Source organism: Clostridium sp. AF02-29 (assembly GCF_934835585.1).
GTDB lineage: Bacteria > Bacillota > Clostridia > Lachnospirales > Lachnospiraceae > Otoolea > Otoolea fessa.
The window spans coordinates 41,464-60,753 of sequence record NZ_CAKVZK010000004.1; the positions used below are offsets into that span (position 1 = coordinate 41,464).

Annotated in this window: 14 protein-coding genes; 1 reads left to right on the plus strand and 13 read right to left on the minus strand. The window is 49.9% G+C overall.

Going from position 1 to position 19,290, the window contains the following annotated elements; genetic code table 11:
* Positions 1-91: 91 nt before the first annotated feature.
* From aspS to PUQ60_RS02075, 9 genes are all read right to left on the minus strand, one after another.
* Positions 92-1,900: an aspartate--tRNA ligase gene (gene aspS, locus PUQ60_RS02035; RefSeq protein WP_118524531.1), complete on the minus strand. Its 1,809-nt coding sequence runs from the start codon at positions 1,898-1,900 to the stop codon at positions 92-94.
* Between the two features lie 53 nt (positions 1,901-1,953).
* Positions 1,954-3,216 (minus strand): histidine--tRNA ligase, encoded by a 1,263-nt coding sequence (hisS, locus tag PUQ60_RS02040; RefSeq protein WP_273380096.1) that lies wholly within the window; start codon positions 3,214-3,216, stop codon positions 1,954-1,956.
* Between the two features lie 148 nt (positions 3,217-3,364).
* Positions 3,365-4,816 carry a coproporphyrinogen dehydrogenase HemZ gene (gene hemZ, locus PUQ60_RS02045; protein ID WP_273380098.1) on the minus strand — a complete coding sequence of 484 codons (1,452 nt, stop codon included), beginning with the start codon at positions 4,814-4,816 and terminating at the stop codon, positions 3,365-3,367.
* Positions 4,813-5,457: an MBL fold metallo-hydrolase gene (locus PUQ60_RS02050; RefSeq protein WP_118628927.1), complete on the minus strand. Its 645-nt coding sequence runs from the start codon at positions 5,455-5,457 to the stop codon at positions 4,813-4,815. Before PUQ60_RS02050 ends, hemZ begins: the two co-directional genes overlap by 4 nt.
* A 68-nt stretch (positions 5,458-5,525) precedes the next feature.
* Positions 5,526-7,811 (minus strand): bifunctional (p)ppGpp synthetase/guanosine-3',5'-bis(diphosphate) 3'-pyrophosphohydrolase, encoded by a 2,286-nt coding sequence (locus PUQ60_RS02055; RefSeq protein WP_022359323.1) that lies wholly within the window; start codon positions 7,809-7,811, stop codon positions 5,526-5,528.
* A gap of 277 nt (positions 7,812-8,088) precedes the next feature.
* Positions 8,089-8,613, minus strand: a complete 525-nt coding sequence (locus PUQ60_RS02060; RefSeq protein ID WP_022359322.1) for an adenine phosphoribosyltransferase — start codon at positions 8,611-8,613, stop codon at positions 8,089-8,091.
* Positions 8,614-8,645: 32 nt separating this feature from the next.
* Positions 8,646-11,501, minus strand: coding sequence for a YfhO family protein (locus PUQ60_RS02065; protein WP_273401190.1), 2,856 nt, complete (start codon positions 11,499-11,501; stop codon positions 8,646-8,648).
* 105 nt (positions 11,502-11,606) lie between these two features.
* Positions 11,607-12,044: a GtrA family protein gene (locus PUQ60_RS02070; protein ID WP_118468332.1), complete on the minus strand. Its 438-nt coding sequence runs from the start codon at positions 12,042-12,044 to the stop codon at positions 11,607-11,609.
* Between the two features lie 81 nt (positions 12,045-12,125).
* The gene (locus PUQ60_RS02075) at positions 12,126-13,412 is read right to left on the minus strand and encodes an aminotransferase class I/II-fold pyridoxal phosphate-dependent enzyme (protein WP_022358449.1); all 1,287 of its coding nucleotides are present in this window, start codon (positions 13,410-13,412) and stop codon (positions 12,126-12,128) included.
* Between the two features lie 296 nt (positions 13,413-13,708).
* Here PUQ60_RS02075 and PUQ60_RS02080 point away from each other — a divergent pair, with 296 nt between their 5' ends.
* The gene (locus tag PUQ60_RS02080; protein ID WP_273379312.1) at positions 13,709-14,602 is read left to right on the plus strand and encodes a polysaccharide deacetylase family protein; all 894 of its coding nucleotides are present in this window, start codon (positions 13,709-13,711) and stop codon (positions 14,600-14,602) included.
* Between the two features lie 2 nt (positions 14,603-14,604).
* On the opposite strand, the gene PUQ60_RS02085 is transcribed toward PUQ60_RS02080, so the two are convergent.
* The 4 genes from PUQ60_RS02085 to PUQ60_RS02100 form a co-directional block, all read right to left on the minus strand.
* Positions 14,605-15,705, minus strand: coding sequence for a hypothetical protein (locus PUQ60_RS02085; protein WP_273379314.1), 1,101 nt, complete (start codon positions 15,703-15,705; stop codon positions 14,605-14,607).
* A gap of 249 nt (positions 15,706-15,954) precedes the next feature.
* Entirely contained in the window at positions 15,955-16,788 is an 834-nt protein-coding gene (locus tag PUQ60_RS02090) for an RNA methyltransferase (RefSeq protein ID WP_118524525.1), read from the minus strand.
* Positions 16,789-17,197: 409 nt separating this feature from the next.
* Entirely contained in the window at positions 17,198-17,791 is a 594-nt protein-coding gene (locus PUQ60_RS02095; RefSeq protein ID WP_337366973.1) for a cytidylate kinase-like family protein, read from the minus strand.
* Between the two features lie 14 nt (positions 17,792-17,805).
* Entirely contained in the window at positions 17,806-19,173 is a 1,368-nt protein-coding gene (locus PUQ60_RS02100) for an MATE family efflux transporter (RefSeq protein WP_273379317.1), read from the minus strand.
* Between the last annotated feature and the right edge of the window lie 117 nt (positions 19,174-19,290).

The following is a 19,290-nucleotide window of genomic DNA, read 5'->3' on the forward strand; positions in this document are numbered from 1 at the left end:
CCGACAAAATCCAGTATTTCTCTGCATTTCTCATCCAGCCCTGTTTGCTTTCTATTTCACAGTCTTTCCAGGCTGTTCCATATCTTATATTTTATTCTTCGGTCTTCTCCGCTTCATTGTTCTCGACCACACCAATGGAAAGATCTTCAAGCTGTTTCGGATCAACCTGAGACGGTGCTTCCATCATCAGGCAGGAAGCATCTTTTACCTTCGGGAATGCGATGACGTCGCGGATGCTGTCTGCGCCGACCATCAGCATAACCATACGGTCCATACCGTAAGCCAGACCAGCGTGCGGCGGTACTCCGTATTTGAATGCGTCTAACAGGAAGCCGAACTGCTCCTGTGCTTTCTCCTTCGTGAATCCAAGAACCTCAAACATCTTCTCCTGGATGTCTGCCTGATGGATACGGACAGAACCGCCGCCCATCTCGGTACCGTTCAGGACGATATCGTATGCTTTTGCACGTACCTTGCCCGGATCGGTATCGATCAGCGGAAGATCCTCTTCCATCGGCATGGTAAATGGATGGTGCATAGCTACGTAGCGATCCTCTTCCTCTGAATATTCAAGCAGCGGGAACTCGGTTACCCACAGGAACTTGAAATCATCCTTCTTTAAGAGGTCAAGCTGTCTAGCGATCTCCAGACGTAAGTTTCCAAGTACATCAAATACAACTTTATCCTTGTCAGCTGCGAACAGAAGCAGATCGCCCGGCTTACCGCCCATAGCAGCCACCAGTGCATCCAGCTCTTCCGGCTTCATGAACTTGGAGAAGGAGCACTTGTAGGTACCGTCCTCATGGATTGCCAGATATGCAAGACCTTTTGCACCAAAGCCTTTTGCGTACTCAACCAGCGCATCTATCTTCTTTCTCGGCATAGCGCCCTGTCCTTCTGCGTTGATACCGCGGACAGAGCCGCCATTTTCCAGTGCACTCTTAAATACAACAAACTCGCAGTCTTTTACTACATCCGATACGTTTTTCAGCTCCATGCCGAAACGCAGATCCGGCTTATCTGAACCGAAACGATCCATTGCCTCGCGCCAGGTCATACGCTGGATCGGAAGCTGCAGATCGTAATTGCAGATCTCCTTGAAGAGCTTCTTTAACAGACGCTCATTGACATCCAGAACGTCCTCAACGTCAACGAAGGAAAGCTCCATATCGATCTGGGTAAACTCAGGCTGACGATCGGCTCTTAAGTCCTCGTCACGATAGCAGCGTGCCAGCTGGAAGTAGCGGTCATATCCAGAACACATCAGAAGCTGTTTTAACAGCTGCGGAGACTGCGGCAGTGCATAGAAGCTGCCCGGATGTACACGGCTCGGTACCAGGTAGTCTCTCGCGCCCTCCGGAGTACTTTTAATCAGAGTCGGAGTCTCAATCTCAAGGAAGCCTTCCTCTGCTAAGAATGCACGGGTCAGGATAGCCACGCGGCTTCTTGTCATCAGGTTTCTCTGGATATCCGGACGTCTCAGATCCAGGTAACGGTATTTCAGGCGAAGATCCTCTTTGGTTTTGGAGTTCTCCTCGATCGGGAACGGCGGTGTCTCAGACTCTGCCAGAATGCGGAGGTAATCCGCACGGATCTCAATCGCACCTGTCTTTAAGTTTTCATTTACTGCACCGGAACGTGCCTCTACGCGTCCGGTTACGGCGATAACGAACTCACTTCTCAGCTTTTCTGCCTTTGCAAAGCTCTCAGCGCCGCAGTCAGCTTCCTCGAAGATCAGCTGCAGGATACCAGAACGATCCCGCAGATCCACGAAAATAATGCCGCCTTTATTTCTGCTCTTCTGAACCCAGCCCATAACGGTTACTTTCTCACCGATATTGGCAGTTCCCAGCTCGGTACAGCGATGGGAACGTTTCAGTCCTGCCATAGATTCTGCCATGATAGTATTTCCTCCGTTTATTATAGTTTTATCTGAAAAATTCAAAAACTGAATCACTTCAAACTGTCTTTGTAAAATTCCACGATCTCCTCGTAGCCGTCCTTCGCCAGCTGCTCCTTCTGGAATTTCTTGTTCTTGTTCATCTGTGCGACTGCCACGCGGGTGCCGTTAGCACGTTCTTCCTGTGCCTTCTTAAGAACTGCACGGAACTGGTCCGCACTTAAGCCCTTCTCATACAGGAATGCTTTCTTGCCGGCTGCCTCCGGTACTTTGAAACCGGAATCCATCAGGATCGTGATGATACGCTCAAAACCGATGGAGAATCCGCACGCCGGTGTATCGACGCCGGTAAATTTGCCGATCAGCTTGTCGTAACGTCCGCCGCCTGCAACGGAGCCGCCGAAGCCTTCCATGGAAACCTCAAAAATCGTTCCGGTATAGTAGCCCATGCCGCGCACCAGCGTCGGGTCAAATTCAAGACCGAATTCGATGTCTGCAACCGCTTTAACTGTCTCCATGATCGTTGCCAGATTCTCTGCCTTTGCCGGATCCATCACGCCGGAGAGCTTCTCGCCCAGCGCGCGGACGCCTGCCGCATCGTTCTGAATCTCTGCCAGAAGTCCGGTGTATTTCTCAACCGCCTCTGGCGCATAACCTTCTGCAAGCAGCTCTTCGCGGACACCGTCCAGACCGATCTTATCCATCTTATCGAGAATGATAAATACCTTATCGGTCTCATTTTCCGGGAATCCGCTGTAATCTGCCATGCCCTTTAAGATCGCACGGTCATTGACACGGACAGTGTATGCCTTGTCCGGGCAGATGCGCTTCAGCGCCTTGGTAAGCGCCAGAATCTCCTCGATCTCAGCCAGGTTTGTCGCATCACCTAAAATATCGATATCACACTGTACAAACTGACGGAAACGTCCCTTCTGCGGACGATCGGCACGCCATACGCTTCCGACCTGCAGCGCCTTGAACGGCGCTGATAAATTAGCAGAATTGTTTGCATAATAACGGCTGAGCGGCAGAGTTAAGTCATAGCGGAGACCACCGTCTACGACATCTGCCTCTGTCTGTGCTGCCTCGACGTTCAGCTTCTCGCCTCTCTTTAAAATCTTGAAGATCAGCTTCTCATTGTCGCCGCCCTGCTTGCTGGTCAGGTTCTCAATGTGCTCCACGCACGGAGTCTCGATCGCCGAGAAGCCGTATCCGCGGTAGGTATCTTTGATGATATTCAGCACATAATCCCGGATCTCCATCTCACCCGGAAGAATGTCCTTCATGCCTGTAACTGGTTTTTTCTTTAAAGCCATGTGTCAAACTCCTTCTATGTCTTTCTGCGACCATATTTCCCGCGCAAAGAAAACTTCACTTTTCCATGCTGGAAACTGGATTTTTATGTTTCTCTGTTACAAAGTGTTTTTCTGCATCTGACACCCTGTATCTGTGAATTTTTCGTTTTTACTCTCTTCGTCCAAGCAGCTTCTCTTTCCGCCCGATCATCTCATCGATCCGGTCGATATACTGCTCAACTTCCTTGACGTTCTCCGCCCTCTCAATCCGGTTTTCTGCCGGGAAATAAACCTTGGTGGTCGTTCCCGCACCGCAGGCGGCAATCGTCTGTTTTTCTTCCATAATTAATATATTATAGAGACATTCCTTGCCCGGAACCGCATAACCGACATTTTCAAAATTGCCCGCCATATTTTTCTGGCGGTAGAGATAGTACGGTTTCAGCCCCATCTCCTCGGCATACTGCGCGGTCAGGTCAATCATCTCCTGTGTATTGACAATCTTCAGATTTCCGTAGCGCTCCTTATAGATATTCAGGCGCGCCGCGCGCTTGATCGCCAGCGAATGCACCGTCACGCTGTCCGGTCTGAGTGCCTTGATCTCCTCCATTGTCTGGCGGACATCGTCGATCGTCTCCTCCGGCAGACCCACGATCAGATCCATATTGATATTGTCAAATCCCAGCTCCCGCGCCAGCAGGAATTTTTCCTTCACATCCTCCACCGTATGACGGCGTCCGATGAGGTCAAGTGTCGCCTGCTTCATCGTCTGCGGATTGATGGAAATACGGGAAATGCCGTGATTCCGGAGCACCTGCAGCTTTTCGCGCGTGATGCTGTCCGGACGTCCCGACTCAACGGTAAATTCAACTGCCTGTTCCACCGGGAATAATTCTTCCACCTTTGTCAGGATCTCATCCAGATCCTGCGGATTTAACGAGGTCGGTGTGCCGCCTCCAAAATAGATGGTCGAAAGCGGGCGATCCTTCATCTGCTCCGCCACATATTCCATTTCCTTAAAAAGCGCCTCTTTGTAGAGGTCCATCCGTTTTTCCCATTTCACAATCGGAAACGACGTAAACGAACAGTACAGGCAGGTCGTCGGACAGAACGGGATTCCCACATACAGGCTGTACCCATTCTCATAATCGATCGTGGACAGCAGGCGTCTCTCGCGCTCCGCCACGTCGATGCTCAGATCGATCTTTTCCTTGCTGGTGAAATACGTCTCGCGCATATAGGTCTCGATCTGCTCGTCCGTCCATCCATCATACAGCTTCGTGAGCGCAATCTTCGTCGGACGGATGCCGGTAAGCGTTCCCCACGGAAGCTCTCTGCCGGTCTGGGCACTCAAAAGACGGTATAACGTCTGTTTGATCTCATTTTTCGTCTCAAAACGGTTGGAAAAATCCGGATAAATCAAAGCAAAGTGAACGGCTTCTTTCTTCACCGGCGCCACATCCAGTGAAAACGAGTTTCCGTCCCGGACTCCCCGCACAATCAGCTCCGCCTCCCCGGCTTCCTCTTCCTTGTGCGTAAATGTCTCGCCCGGATAAAATGCCATCAGGAGCTCACGGATATCCTGTTCAAAGGACGCGTCATTTAACAAAATCGCTATCATGCTTCGCGCCCCCTGTATCCCGCCAGCGGATTGTACTGTTTTTCGTCGGCGATCGTCGTATATCCCATGTGTCCCGGATATACATTCGTATCATCCGGCAGGTTCAGAAGGATATCTGCCACCGAATGAATCATCTGACGTCCGCTTCCAGTCGGGAAATCGATGCGTCCGTAAGAACCTTCAAATAAGGTATCTCCCGAAAACAGCACCCTCTCTGATTTTACATAATAACAACAGGAACCTTCCGTATGCCCCGGTGTATGAAGCATCTGGAACGTGTAGCCCGCTGCCTCGAACGTCTCTCCATCCTTCAAAAGCATATCCGCTTTCAGATGCAGACCGCCGCCCTGAAACTGGACGGACAGGTTCTTATCCGGATCCGCCAAGACCGCCTGCTCCTGCTCACAGGCATAAACCGGCACGCCCAGATCCCGTCTCAGCTCTTCCATCGCCGTCACATGGTCAAAATGTCCATGAGTCAGCAGAATCGCCTTGGCCTTCGCTCCGGTCTGCGCCAGTGCATCCTCAATCCGCGCCGCCTCATCGCCCGGATCAACAATCACAGCTTCCTTCGTCTCCGGATGCACCGCAATATAACAGTTCGTCTGGACCATTCCCACGATCAGCCGTTTTATCTCCATCTTTTCCTCCTAATAATATGTGAAACTTTCACAGGGTGTAAGTACCTGTGAAATATAGAGAGAACCGCTTATCCGGCAGTTCTCTCTATATCTAATACTCCTTCAATCTGTCTGAGTTTATCAGATAATTTATTTAATTCCTCAATTCCGTGAATATCGAACGTCATGACGATCGTCGCCTTGCCCTGCTTGCTTGTACGCACATTCATCGAGGTAATGTCGATCTGGCGCTCGGTAAATACCTTGGAAATATCCACAAACATGCCGATGCGGTTGTTCGCATAGATCTTGATTTCGGTGGAGTATTTTTCCGTGCCCGTCTGTGCTTCCGGCTGTTGCCACTCGGCTTCAATCAGGCGCTCACGCTCTTCCTGCGGCAGATTCATCACATTGATGCAGTCTGTCCGGTGGATCGAGATACCGCGTCCCCTTGTGACAAATCCGACGATCTCATCGCCCGGAACCGGGCTGCAGCACTTCGAAAAACGAACCGCCAGATCGTGGATTCCCTTGACAACGATACCGCTCTTCGACTTCCCGGCTGCGATCACCGGAACCTTGTTTCCATCCGACGCCATGTTATCGAGGATCGTCGTGTCGGTTACTTCCTTCTTTAACTTCTTGTTGCGCTCATCCAGCATCTTGTTGATGACCTGTCCCTCTTTGAGGGCGCCATGTCCGATCGATGCCAGAACGGAATCCCAGTCACGGTACGCATAGCGCTTCATGACCTTTTCCATATATTCCGGTTTATTTAACTCTGAATAATTGATGTCCTTCGCCTTACAATATTTATCCAGAAGCGCACGGCCGCGCAGGATATTGTCCTCTTTCAGCTCGCTCTTGAACCACTGATTGATCTTATTCTTCGCCTGTGTGCTCTTAACCAGTTTCAGCCAGTCGCGACTCGGTCCCTTGGAATTCTGGGAGGTAATAATCTCGACACGGTCACCATTTTTAATGACATAATCGATGTTGACCAGTTTTCCGTTGACACGGGCACCAACCATCTTGTTGCCGACCGCACTGTGGATCGAATACGCAAAATCGATCGGGGTGGAACCGCTCGGCAGGTTCTTGACATCACCCGTCGGGGTAAAGCAGTATACATCATCCGTAAAGAGGTCCAGATCGCTCTTTAAGAGACTTAAGAACTCTTTATTATCGGACATATCCCGCTGCCATTCCAGGATCTCACGCAGCCAGGAAAGCTTTGCCTCGGCGCTGTCGATCGCCGCCTTGCTGCTGCCGCTCTCCTTATATTTCCAGTGTGCCGCGATACCATACTCAGCGGTACGGTGCATCTCATAGGTGCGGATCTGAATCTCAAACGGCTGTCCGCTGCTGCCGATCAGAGTCGTATGCAGCGACTGGTACATATTCGGTTTCGGCATGGCAATATAATCTTTAAAACGTCCCGGAATCGGTTTGTACATCTCATGGATGACACCGAGCGCCGCATAACAGTCTTTCACGCTCTCCACGATAATCCGGACCGCAAAAATATCATAGATCTGATCCAGCGTCTTGTCCTGGTTTACCATCTTTTTATAGATGCTGAAGAAATGTTTCACACGGCCGTCTACCTTGGCTTCGATGCCCGCATCGTCCATATGTTTCTTGACTTCATCCATAATCTTATGGATAAACGCCTCCCTGGTGTCCTTACGGAGTGCCAGTTTTTCGGACAATTCTTTGTAAACCTCCGGCTGGAGATATTTGAGAGACAAATCATCCAGCTCGGTCTTGATCTTGGAAATACCGAGACGATCAGCAATAGGCGCGTAGATATCCATCGTTTCACGCGCCTTTTCTTTCTGTTTTTCCGGCTTCATATATTGAAGCGTCCGCATATTGTGCAAACGGTCTGCCAGCTTAATCAGGATAACCCGGATGTCCTTCGCCATCGCTAAGAACATCTTACGCAGGTTTTCCGCCTGAATCTCTACTTTATCGATCGTCCACGAGATCTGGGTCAGCTTGGTAACGCCGTCTACTAAAAGTGCTACCTCCTCGCCAAAGATCGCCGTGATCTCCTCCTCTGTCATGACCGTATCTTCCACGACATCGTGCAGGATACCTGCCACCAGAGTCTCTTTATCCAGCTCCAGATCCGCCAGAATGATCGCCACACAGAGCGGGTGGATGATATACGGTTCACCTGATTTACGCCTCTGATCCTTGTGTGCGTCATACGCGATCTGGTACGCTTTCTCAATCATGCTGATGTCATCCGACGGATGGTACTTGCGAATGGCGGCAATCAACTCATTATACAGTACCTCCGGACTCGTAAAATCCGCCGGCGCTTCAATTTCCTGATCCAGCTTTTTTATTTTATCCAAATTTCCCATATATGCCTCCTGACCCTTCCGTAGATAACTGAAACGCCTGCCGTTCGGAATCCGGAAAGCGGTTCACGCAAATGAAATAAAATATTATATAGAATACCCCTATTATACGAATATTTGACAAAAAATGCAACGGCAAACTATTTTGTTACTGTTCACGCATACGTGCCCAGTAACGGAATTTGCCGTGGCTTCGCATTTCAATACGGCAAATTCCTGCTGCCACCACGTTTTCTTACGGCACTTTCGGTTCCAAAAGTGCCTACCCGTGAACCGTTATCTATTTCCCCTCATAGGTAATTAGGGCATCCACCGCATATCCGTTCAGTTTTTCGCGTCCCTTTAAGCCTGCCAGCTCCATCACGCAGCAGATTTTTACAACCTCGCCGCCCATCTTCTCGATGAGCTTGACAATCGCCTCGGTCGTTCCGCCGGTTGCGATCAGGTCGTCAACGATAACTACCTTCTGTCCCGGTTTAATGGCATCCTCATGCATCTCCAGAACCGCGCTGCCATACTCCAGATCGTAGCTTACAGATACCGTCTTGCACGGCAGTTTGCCTTTCTTACGGATCGGCACGAATCCCTTGTGCATCGCATATGCAACCGGCACGCCAAAAATAAACCCGCGGGACTCCGGACCAACCACGATATCATAATCCACGCCCTCTAAGGATTTCTGGATTCCGTCGATCGCAAGCTGCAGTCCGTCTGCATCCTGTAAAATCGTAGTAATATCGCGGAAAATGATCCCCGGCTCCGGGAAGTCCGGAATGCTTCTTACATATTCTTCCAGCTTTTTCATGATTTTAACCTCTTTTCTATAAATTTTGTATCTCAATTTCTCAGTTTTAAATCGCCATCCGGCTCTTTTTCCACCGTTCTTCTCATTTTTGCAGAAGTTTTCCCCTGCTTCTTCTTCCTTATATACATAGAAGCCACAATCACCGCTAACACAAACAGCGCACCTCCGCTGATCAGCAGTCCCTCATGCAGTCCCTGCGGATAATATCTGAGTTCCACCGTATGGGTTCCCGCCGTCAGTTCCACGCCGGTAAATGCCTTCCAGACCGGACGCGTGATAGCTTCTTTTCCATCCACCGTGACCGTCCAGCCCTCGTCATACGGGATCGTGAGGAACAGCGTTCCGCCCTCGCCCGCGTCGATCGTGCCCTTCATCGCCTCCTCGCCCGATGTTTCCAGTTCAAATGGATGCTGGTTGAGGCGCTCATAGAGCGCACGCAGCCCGGCTTCGTCAAAGCGGTACGCGCTCGCGTCCATGCTTCCGGCACTGTCATTGCTCTCCAGCAGAATCAATGTGCCTGCCTTCACATATCCGGTTTCCACCAGATACCCGCGTTTCAACGTATCAATGCTGCGGCTCTCCCCGCCGACATCCAGTTTAACCGAATCAATCTGACGGTTTGCGACACTTATATAATACTCCCCATCTTCCGGTGCTGTAAAGGAAAAACGATTCCCCTGCTCCTCCCCGTCCGTGAAAATCAGGCACTCCGGCACGCCCAGCACATCCGATAAATCGTTCTGGACATCCGCCGGCGAAGAAAGATCGCGCTTCCAGCCCGTTTCCACTATGTCCGGCAGGATAAAGCCGAGCGGCAGCGTCCACGGATTCTCATAGAGGTACGTGTCACCTGAAAATGCATAGAGCGACAGGCGCGGATTGTCCTGCTTGCCCTCATAGAGTGCATATTTGATTGAAAATAACGAATCCACCAGCGGCGTACTTCCCACGATGCTGTATGCGTTCGTCGAACCTTCGCAGCCCATCTGTTTGAAGAAATCCGTCACCCCGGCATTTGCCACCGATGAAAACAGTGATACGGATGGAAAATGCATCCACGCGCCATCATTTTTCGTGCGCGCATTCGTTTTATCAATCCGGTAAAATTCCGTCTTTTTGAGCGGCTCTGTCACCGCTGCAACATCCTGATTGTCTGCCACATAATCAGTCCGGCTCGTCGTCGGAATGCTCGTTGCCGCCATATTGGCAAGCGCCTCCACACTTACCAGCGCCATCGCCAGAAGCGCCGCCGTGAACGCGAAATGTTCTTTATTTTGATAGAAATAAAAGACGCCCAGATACAGCAGCAGAAGCACCACTGCCACATACCAGACAACTGGTTCAAACGCATCGTCCGTCACCAGCTTTTCTGCCAGAATCACGTAGCCAATCGCGGCGGATGTCACCCCGGCAAACTGCCGTTTGGATATTTCATCCAGATATAGATACGCCCGGAAACACATCGTCAGCACCAGCGCGATATAGATAAACGACTGGCGGCACGGCAGGCTGTTCGGGTAATGGAAGCCATGCCAGATAAAATTCAGCACGTTGAACGAAAAGCTGGCATAGAAAAAGAGTAGCAGCACACCGTACACAACCTTTTCCCGGATCGCAATCCGGCGGTTCAGAAAATACAACCCCATGAAAATGTAGACTGCCACGCCGCAGTAGAGGTTCGGCCAATGGTCGAGTCCCGTCTCCACCTGTACATTTCCGATGTGCCGCGCGATCATATCAAAGATCGGGAAGTAGATTTCCAGTGTGGTCGGAAAATTAAAATCGCCAGACGCCGTACTCTGCAGCGCCGCAATCTCCGGAAGAAGCACCGCAGCCGCCAGCGCACCCGCCAGAAGCGAATACACACCAAACAGGAAAAAGCTGTGCAGACAATCTTTCCATCCCGGCCGTTTCTCCAGAAACAGGAGCGCCACATAGTAAATCACCATGAAGAGGCATATCATAATTGATATATAGTAGTTGGACAGGATTGAAAGTCCCAGCATCAGGCAGTAAAAAAGCCCTTTTTTTTCGCGCACCAGCCGCTCCAGGCCGTGCAGGATCAGCGGCAGCAGCACGATGCAGTCCAGCCACATGATATTCCAGCTATACGCCGCCATATAGCCGGACAGCGCATAGAATACGCCAAAATAGCACGCTCCAAACTTCTGTGAACCCGTGTGCTTTTTCAGATACCACGCCATCGAAAGCCCCGCCAGACCGCTCTTGAACACGATCATGTAGGTCATAAATTCGATAATCAGGGACGACGGGCATAACAGCAGCAGCCAGTTGAACGGGCTCGCCAGATAGTACGCATAGAGCGCGGCAAAGTTTACGCCCATGCCGACATCCCAGCTGTAAAGCAGGCTCTCGCCACTTAAAAGCTTATGCCGGAATTCCGAGAAAAACGGCGCATACTGGTGGTACATATCCGTCCGCAGGAAGCTTTCCTGCCCAAAGGGAAAAATACCGCGGTATGCAAAAATCAGGATCAAAATCACCACCGGCAGGAAAAATGCCGCCAGGAGATCATCCGACGGACGGAAAACCGCAGCCAGACGGCCCATTCCGCGGGGTGATTTCTCTGGTTCATCCCACTTATCTAATTCATCTAATTCTTCCTGCTCCCAGTCATCATCATTCAACTCATTAACGACATCTGCTCTGGACTCTGAAAGTTTAGATTTTCTGGCATCTTCTTCCTGTCTCCAGGCCGGCATTCGTTCAGCACGTCTCATATCTGTACAGGCAGTCTCCGAATCCACGTCCGCACCTTCCCGCTCGTTCTCATACTCCTCTATTTTCCCCGTTGTTTCCGCTCCCGTAAGCTCCCTGAGTGCTTCTTCCAGTTTACTGGAACTTTCGTCTCGTTCTCTTTGCTCCATCTTCCCTCCATCCAGAATCCCGTTCAGGCGGCGTTTTCTCTACTCTTTCCGGCTTTTCCGGTCTGTCTTCAGCATCCATTTCCGCTGTCATTTCCCCACACAGCCCTATTTCGAGGATTCTTTCTTTTTGAAAATAAATAATTTACTGCAAATATAATTCAGCACCAGCGAGATCGCTGATACCACAATCTTACAGATCATATCCTGTTTGATTCCCATGCCGTCTACCATCACGATCATCGCCACATACGTGAACACCGATGTGAGAATACGGCAGGAGAAAAACGAAGCCATTTCCTTAAGAAGATATACAGGGTGGAAATTGTAGCTTCGGAATACCCAGATCTTGTTTGTCACATATGCAAACAGGATCGCCGCCGCCTGACAGCAGATCGTCGCCATACGGTAGTTCATGCCGTTGTGGCGGAAAACCGCATAGGAAATCCAGTCCACCAGCGTCGTCAGAACGCCGAATATCAGATACGATATCGTCTCCCTGTTTACAAACTTTCCCCAGATCAGGGATAACTTTTCCTTTATCATCACTTTTTCTCCGAAAAAAGAATTGTATGGGCAGCGGTCCTTCGACATACCCATACAATTCCTGTACTTCTTGGTTTAATATTACATTTCCTCTAACAGCTTGTTGACACTGACCAGCTTGACGCAGAGTGCAAACAGCTCGGTTGCAGTGATCAGATCCTGCAGCGGCGGATAAGATGGAGCAATACGGATGTTGCGATCCTCCGGATCCTTGCCATATGGATAAGTTGCACCGGCTCCGGTCATGACAACGCCTGCTTTCTTGCACTTCGCAACGATCTCCTTCGCACAGCCGTTCAGTGAATCAAAGGAAATGAAGTAGCCGCCGTGCGGTTTTGTCCAGGTACCGATCTCCAGTCCGCCCAGCTCGCGGTCGAGAATATTCTCAACTGCCTCGAATTTCGGGCGCAGGATGTTGGCATGCTTTCTCATGTGCTCTACCATGCCGTGGATATCCTTGAAGAAACGCACGTGGCGGAGCTGATTCACTTTATCATGACCGATAGTCTGAATCTTTAACTGTTTCTTGATATCATCCAGGTTATTGTGGGAGGTTGCGATTGCCGCAATGCCGGAACCCGGGAACGTAATCTTGGAGGTTGAAGAGAATTTGTAAACCATATCCGGGTTGCCGGCTTTCTTACATTCTGCCAGAATCTCCAGCACATGATCCTGCTCATCATCGTATAAATGGTGGATGCCATAAGCATTGTCCCAGTAAATACGGAAATCCGGAGCTGCCGGATGCATGCGTGCCAGACGGCGGACAGTCTGATCGGAATAGGAATTACCGGTCGGGTTGGAGTATTTTGGAACACACCAGATTCCCTTTACGGTCGGGTCGGTGGTCACATACTTCTCCACCAGATCCATATCCGGACCATCTGCGGTCATCGGAATGTTGATCATCTCGATACCAAAATATTCAGTAATGGAGAAATGTCTGTCATATCCCGGTACCGGGCACAGGAATTTAACCTTGTCAAGCTTGCACCACGGGGTATTTCCCATAACGCCATGAGTCATAGAACGGGAGATGGTGTCGTACATTACGTTCAGGCTGGAGTTTCCATAGATAATGATATTGTCAGCCGGAACCTCGATCATATCCGCTAACAGCTCCTTCGCCTCGCTGATACCGTCCAGGCCGCCGTAATTGCGGCAGTCTGTCCCATCTTCGCAGGTCAGATCACTGTCGCTGCTCAGTACGTCCATCATTCCCATCGATAAATCAAGCTGCTCTGCACTTGGCTTACCGCGTGACATATCCAGCGTCAGATTCTTGCCCTGAAACTCCCGGTACTGATCGCTCAGATCACGCTTAAGCTCCAGAAGTTCTTCTTTCGTCATCTCGCTATAAGGCTTCATCCTTCAACATCCTCCTTGTTTCTCTTATTTATTTCATCATAATTTCATAATCTGCTTTTCATCCAGCTCCCCTTGTTCAAGGGTTCGGAGCATCTCATCTAAGCATCGTTATAATAATAACATAGGTACAAAGGGCATGACAAGCATTAATTTGTTATGTCAGCACATAAAATTTGTTATATGGTACCGCTTGGTTTTTCCGATTCGGTGCATTTCACGGACAGCAAATTATAATAAAAACATGATGTTCCCCCTTCTTTCATATACTTATGAAAATATATCTTTCAGGTCACATCATGTTCATTCATTTTCCCATGCATTTTGTTCCATCACGTTTCCGGCACATCATTTCCCCGCTGCTGGTTCCCGCCCTGTTTGCCATCTCTTTCTTCGCCGGGCAGACTGCCGCGCATTTCCTGCGCCGTCCATCCGGGCACACGGTTTCAGCGCCTGCTATCGCCTGTGGCTCGCTCCCGCCTGCCTTTGATTCCGGTTCGATTCCGGTTTCCGCAGATGGAAACTGGGGACTTGGATTTCCCAGTCCAGGGCAGACACCGGTCGGCAATGCCTCCGCCGACACTTTAAAAAATTTTGACGCTTTCTATGTAGGCGATACCTCCAAGCCCGTCATCTATCTGACCTTCGACGCCGGATATGAAAACGGCTGCACACCTGCCATTCTGGAAGCACTGAAAAAACACCATGTCCCGGCAACCTTTTTCGTCGTCGGCAACTATCTCGAAACCAGTCCTGAACTGGTAAAACAGATGATCGCAGAGGGTCACACCGTCGCCAACCACACGTATCACCATCCCGATATGTCCCGCATTTCCGACAAAGCAGCATTTGAAAAGGAGCTGACTGCCCTGGAAACACTCTACCAGTCCGTCACCGGGCAGACAATGAAAAAATATTACCGTCCGCCGCAGGGCAAATACAGTGAATCGAACCTGCAGATGGCAAAGGAGCTCGGCTACAAGACCTTTTTCTGGAGTCTCGCCTATGTGGACTGGATGCAGGATCAGCAGCCATCCAAAGAAGAAGCATTTTCCAAGCTTCTGACGCGCATCCACCCCGGCGCGATCGTCCTTCTGCACAGCACTTCTCAGACCAACGCTCAGATTCTCGATGAACTTCTGGCAAAATGGGAGGAAATGGGCTATCAGTTCGGGCAATTAGATGAATTATAAAATTATACCAGCAGCATTTTCCGGATAAACGAAAGGATCGCGCCTCCGATGCTGCAGAACAGCAGAAATCCGTGGTTCGCATTGATCGCCTCCAGCGCCGCATAGCCGCCGTCCACAATCGGCTGTAAGCTGCCCGCATTCTTCGGCATCAGGTACGCTGCCGGACCGGCTACTAATACAAGAACAAGGATGATTATAAACGGGATAAATCCGCGCCCCGTATCGTATTTTTGCAGCCGTACTTTACCACCCGCGTGCTTGCCTGACAGAATCCACAGGCACCAGATCGCGCCCATCAGTACCAGAAATACGCCAATCCCTACATACAGCCCCAAACCATAATTTTCCTCGGTAATCATAGTTCCGATATAGCCCAGATCGTCGCCGCCATACCGAAATGCCTTCGCATTCGCCCAGGTGATTCCCGCCATCAGAAGAAAGCTGGCTGCCTGCATCACGCGCGCCATCAGCACAACCACGCCGGTTACTCCGGCTGCCGTCACATCCAGCACGGACGGACCGTCATTTGAGTCACTCTGCGTATGCGCCTCACTGCGCTCCGCCGCCCGTCTGGTGCGCTCTGCCTCCCGGGACTGGCGTTCCAGTTCCCGCTGGTGGCTGCGCTCCATCCGGTTTTTCTGACGCTCTGAGCGCTCCCGCTCCGACTCCAGAGCATGAAGGCGTTTTTCCATCTGCTTCTGCTGTTTTGCATCCCGCTTATCCTCTTTCGCGCTGGAAGAAGAACGTCTCGCGTCCTGTCGTCTGCGCGATGCCGCTTCACGGTCACGGCGGGCATCCTCCTGTGCCTGGGATTGGCAGCGTTCATTATCGCGGCGCTCTTCCTCACGCTTCTGTGCGTCCTGACTCTGGCTGCTCCGCTTTTCCTGACTGTTTCGTTTCGATCCAGAGCCGGATTCCGCCTTTTTCTCATCCGATTCCATCCGAGCTGGATTCCGCTGTTCTGAATCACCGTCGTCATAGCTATTTTCCTGCTTTCTTCCCACCGTTTCCTGTTCTCGGCGTACTGTATCATTTACAAGCGGAGTTCCGCAGTTACTGCAAAAATTTCCAACTGCTTCCTGTCCGCATTTTGGACACTTCATTCTATGTTCTCCTTCCTCCAAACGATTCTTTCCATCCATTTCCGCACTCATTTCTGGCATTTGAAACACATTTAAACAATGTACATTTTTTGTAACTGTTCACGGGTAGGCACTTTTGGAACCGAAAGTGCCGTAAGAAAACGTGGTGGCAGCAGGAATTTGCCGTATTTAAATGCGAAGCCACGGCAAATTCCATTACTGGGCACGTATGCGTGAACAGTAACCATTTTTTCTCACACAGCCAGAACTTTATTTCCTGTTTCCCATGCCCAGCTGCCAGAACGCCACTGCACTCGCTGCTGCCACGTTGAGCGAATCCACGCCGTGTGACATCGGGATTTTCACGGTGTAATCGCACGCCGCGATCGTCGATGCCGCCAACCCGTCACCCTCGGTTCCGAGAATGATCGCTAATTTTTCTTCCTGCGAGAGCGCCGGATCCGCGATACTCACGGAACGGTCACTGAGCGCCATCGCCGCCGTGCGAAATCCCAGCTTCTTAAGCGTTTCCATACTGTTCTCCGCCCAGTCGCCCTTCGGAATGTACGTCCACGGCACCTGAAACACTGTTCCCATACTGACACGGCTTGCACGGCGGTACAGCGGGTCACTGCATCCCGGTGTCAGAAGCACCGCATCCATAAAGAGCGCCGCCGCTGACCGGAAAATCGCCCCCACATTCGTAGGATTTTCTACATTCTCAAGAATCGCGATCCGTCTGGCACCTGCACAGATTTCCTCGATCCCCGGCATTTTCTTCCGTTTCACCGCACACAGCATCCCGCGCGTCAGTTTAAAGCCGGTCAGGCGCGTCAGCACATCAAATGGTGCCGTAAACACAGGCACTCCCGCACACACCGGGCGTTCCAGAATCTCCCGCCCTTCTGTCTCGATATGGCGTTCTTCCATCAGAAAAGAAACCGGCTCATATCCCGCGTCGAGCGCCCGCCCGATGACCTTAGGGCTTTCCGCAATGAAAAGACCTTCCTTTGGTTCATTATAATGAAATAACTGCCCCTCGCTCAGCCGGGCGTAGATATCCAGCTCCGGCGCTTCCAGGGTTGTAATTGAAATATGATTCATTCTGCTTTTCACCTTTTTTAATATGGTTTTCATGTTCTATCGAGTATACCACATTTCTTACAAAAAGGAAGTGCCGATTATGGACGCTGACATGAAATCATTTCTCTATTCTGCCGCATTCTATCATCCTCTTTCCGATTCCGTTCCTATTTCCGTGTAAATCTATCTTCGGCAAAAGATTTTACTTTTTCATCCCTGTTTTCCATACCGCCTATCATAACGCTGAACCCCCGCTTTATGTCAATCATCTGGGCAAAGATTTCACACAAAGTTCAGAAATAAAAAATGGGTTCTGACACATCTATGTGGGACTTCCAAAACAAAAAAACCAGAACTGTCGACTAAATCAGCTACACAGTTCTGGTTTTTCTGTTACTTATAAGAACAAAAGACTATTGTCAGCCCTCTCCTAGCGCCCCGCACACTCCATAATAATCCTCTCACACATCTCATACCCCAGCACTGAACTGTTCAGCGACAGTGTATAATTACTTGCCATCCCCCACTTCTGATCCGTGTAAAAGCGATAATTGCTCATACGGCGCTTATCAATGTCTTCTGTCATTTTGATCGCTTCCTGTTCCGTAACATTGTATAAGCCGCAAATCCGCTTTACCTTCTCCGGCATATTTCCGTGTATAAATACGTTCAGGACGTCATCCCGATCTTTCAGAATAAAATCCGCATTTCTACCTATTATCACACACTCTTCTCTTTCCGCAATATCCAAAATGATCTTTCTCTGCGCTTCATAGATCATGTCTTCGACGGATCGTCCCATCTGGTCGCGCCCTGAAAACGCATAGGCAAATAACCCCTTCTTGGGTGACAATTCCGCATTCTCCTGGATATACTTCGGTGAAAATCCGGACTGCTCCGCAATCTGTCCGATCATCTCCTTATCGTAGTATTTCACACCCAGTTTCTGCGCCACTTCCATACCGATAAAACGTCCGCCGCTTCCAAACTCCCGGCTGATCGTAATAATTCTTTTTCCCATCATCCTATCCTCTCTCCTTACTCCAAATGTTCCACTTTATTCGTTCTGATTTTCTTCAAAAAACCATATCCCACCAGGCAGGCGGCGAGCTCTGTGATCGGAAACGCCCACCAGATAAGCGAAACACCTGCCTGACCGTTTCTCACAAAGATTGAAAAGATGCCTGCCAACGGCAGAATAATCACAAACTGTCTGAGCAGTGAAATCACCAGCGACTGGATGCCACTGTTAAGCGCCTGATAAATGCCCTGATATGCCACATTGATTCCGGCAAAAATAAAGCTGATGGAAATGATTCTCATTGCCCCGATAAAGTATTCTCTGGACGATCCGGCATTAAATAATCCGGCAAACACCCCTGGGAAAACCTCTGTGATTGCCATGCCCACAATCATCAGAACAACCGTATAGAACAGTCCATATTTGATTCCATCCAGAATCCGCCTTCTGCTATGCATTCCGTATGCAAATGCGATGATCGGTGTGATGGCGTCGCGCAGACCAAACGCAAGGAACAATACAAACTGCTGTACTTTGTAGAAGAGTCCATCCGCCGTCTGGGCGGAAGGATTGAATTTCAAAATCAGGTTCATCACATACACCATAATAGACATGAGCGCCTGCGCGATGATCGCCGGAAGTCCGATCGCGTAGATTTCCCTTATAATTCCGACATCCGGCTTCATATATGTGAAATCATGCTCAAACTCTTTGTTTAACTTCATATGAAAAACAAATAATAAAACCGCCGATATGACCTGCCCGATCACCGTTGCATAGGCAGCGCCCGCAACTCCCATCTCCGGGACAGGTCCAATTCCATAGATCATAATCGGGTCCAGAATGATATTTACCACTGCTCCCACAACCTGACCGATGGTCGAATAAAACGAACGCCCTGTTGCCTGCAATAATTTTTCAAACAAAGAGAAAAATACGATTCCAAACGAAATCACGCAGCAGATCCGAAGGTACTCCGTTCCCATCGAAATAACCTCCGGATCGACCGTCTGCGACGTGATATATGCGTTTACTCCAAAGAGTCCGAATAACAGACATACCACATAAATAATTACACCCAGAAACAGGCTGTTTCCGGCTGCCTTTGCAGCTTTTTTATTATTTCCCTGTCCCAGCATCCTCGCAAGAAGCGCATTCGTTCCCACGCCGGTTCCGATTCCCACTGCCACCATCAGCATCTGGATCGGGAACACCAGTGTCAGCGCATTCAGGGCGGCTTCGCTTCCTACCCTCATATTTCCCACAAAGGCGCTGTCCACAATATTGTAGACTGCCTGCAATGCCATCGATAAAATCATCGGTATGCCCATCTGGATCATGAGCTGATTTACCGGCATATCCTTCATCTTGTTGCTTTCTGCCATTTTAAATAAATCCTCCTTTTTTCCACATAAAAAAGTGTGCACCTATCTCATAAGCTGGACTTACGCTGATAGGCAACACACTTTTTAATGGCATTTTTATAAAATTTAATAAAAAAT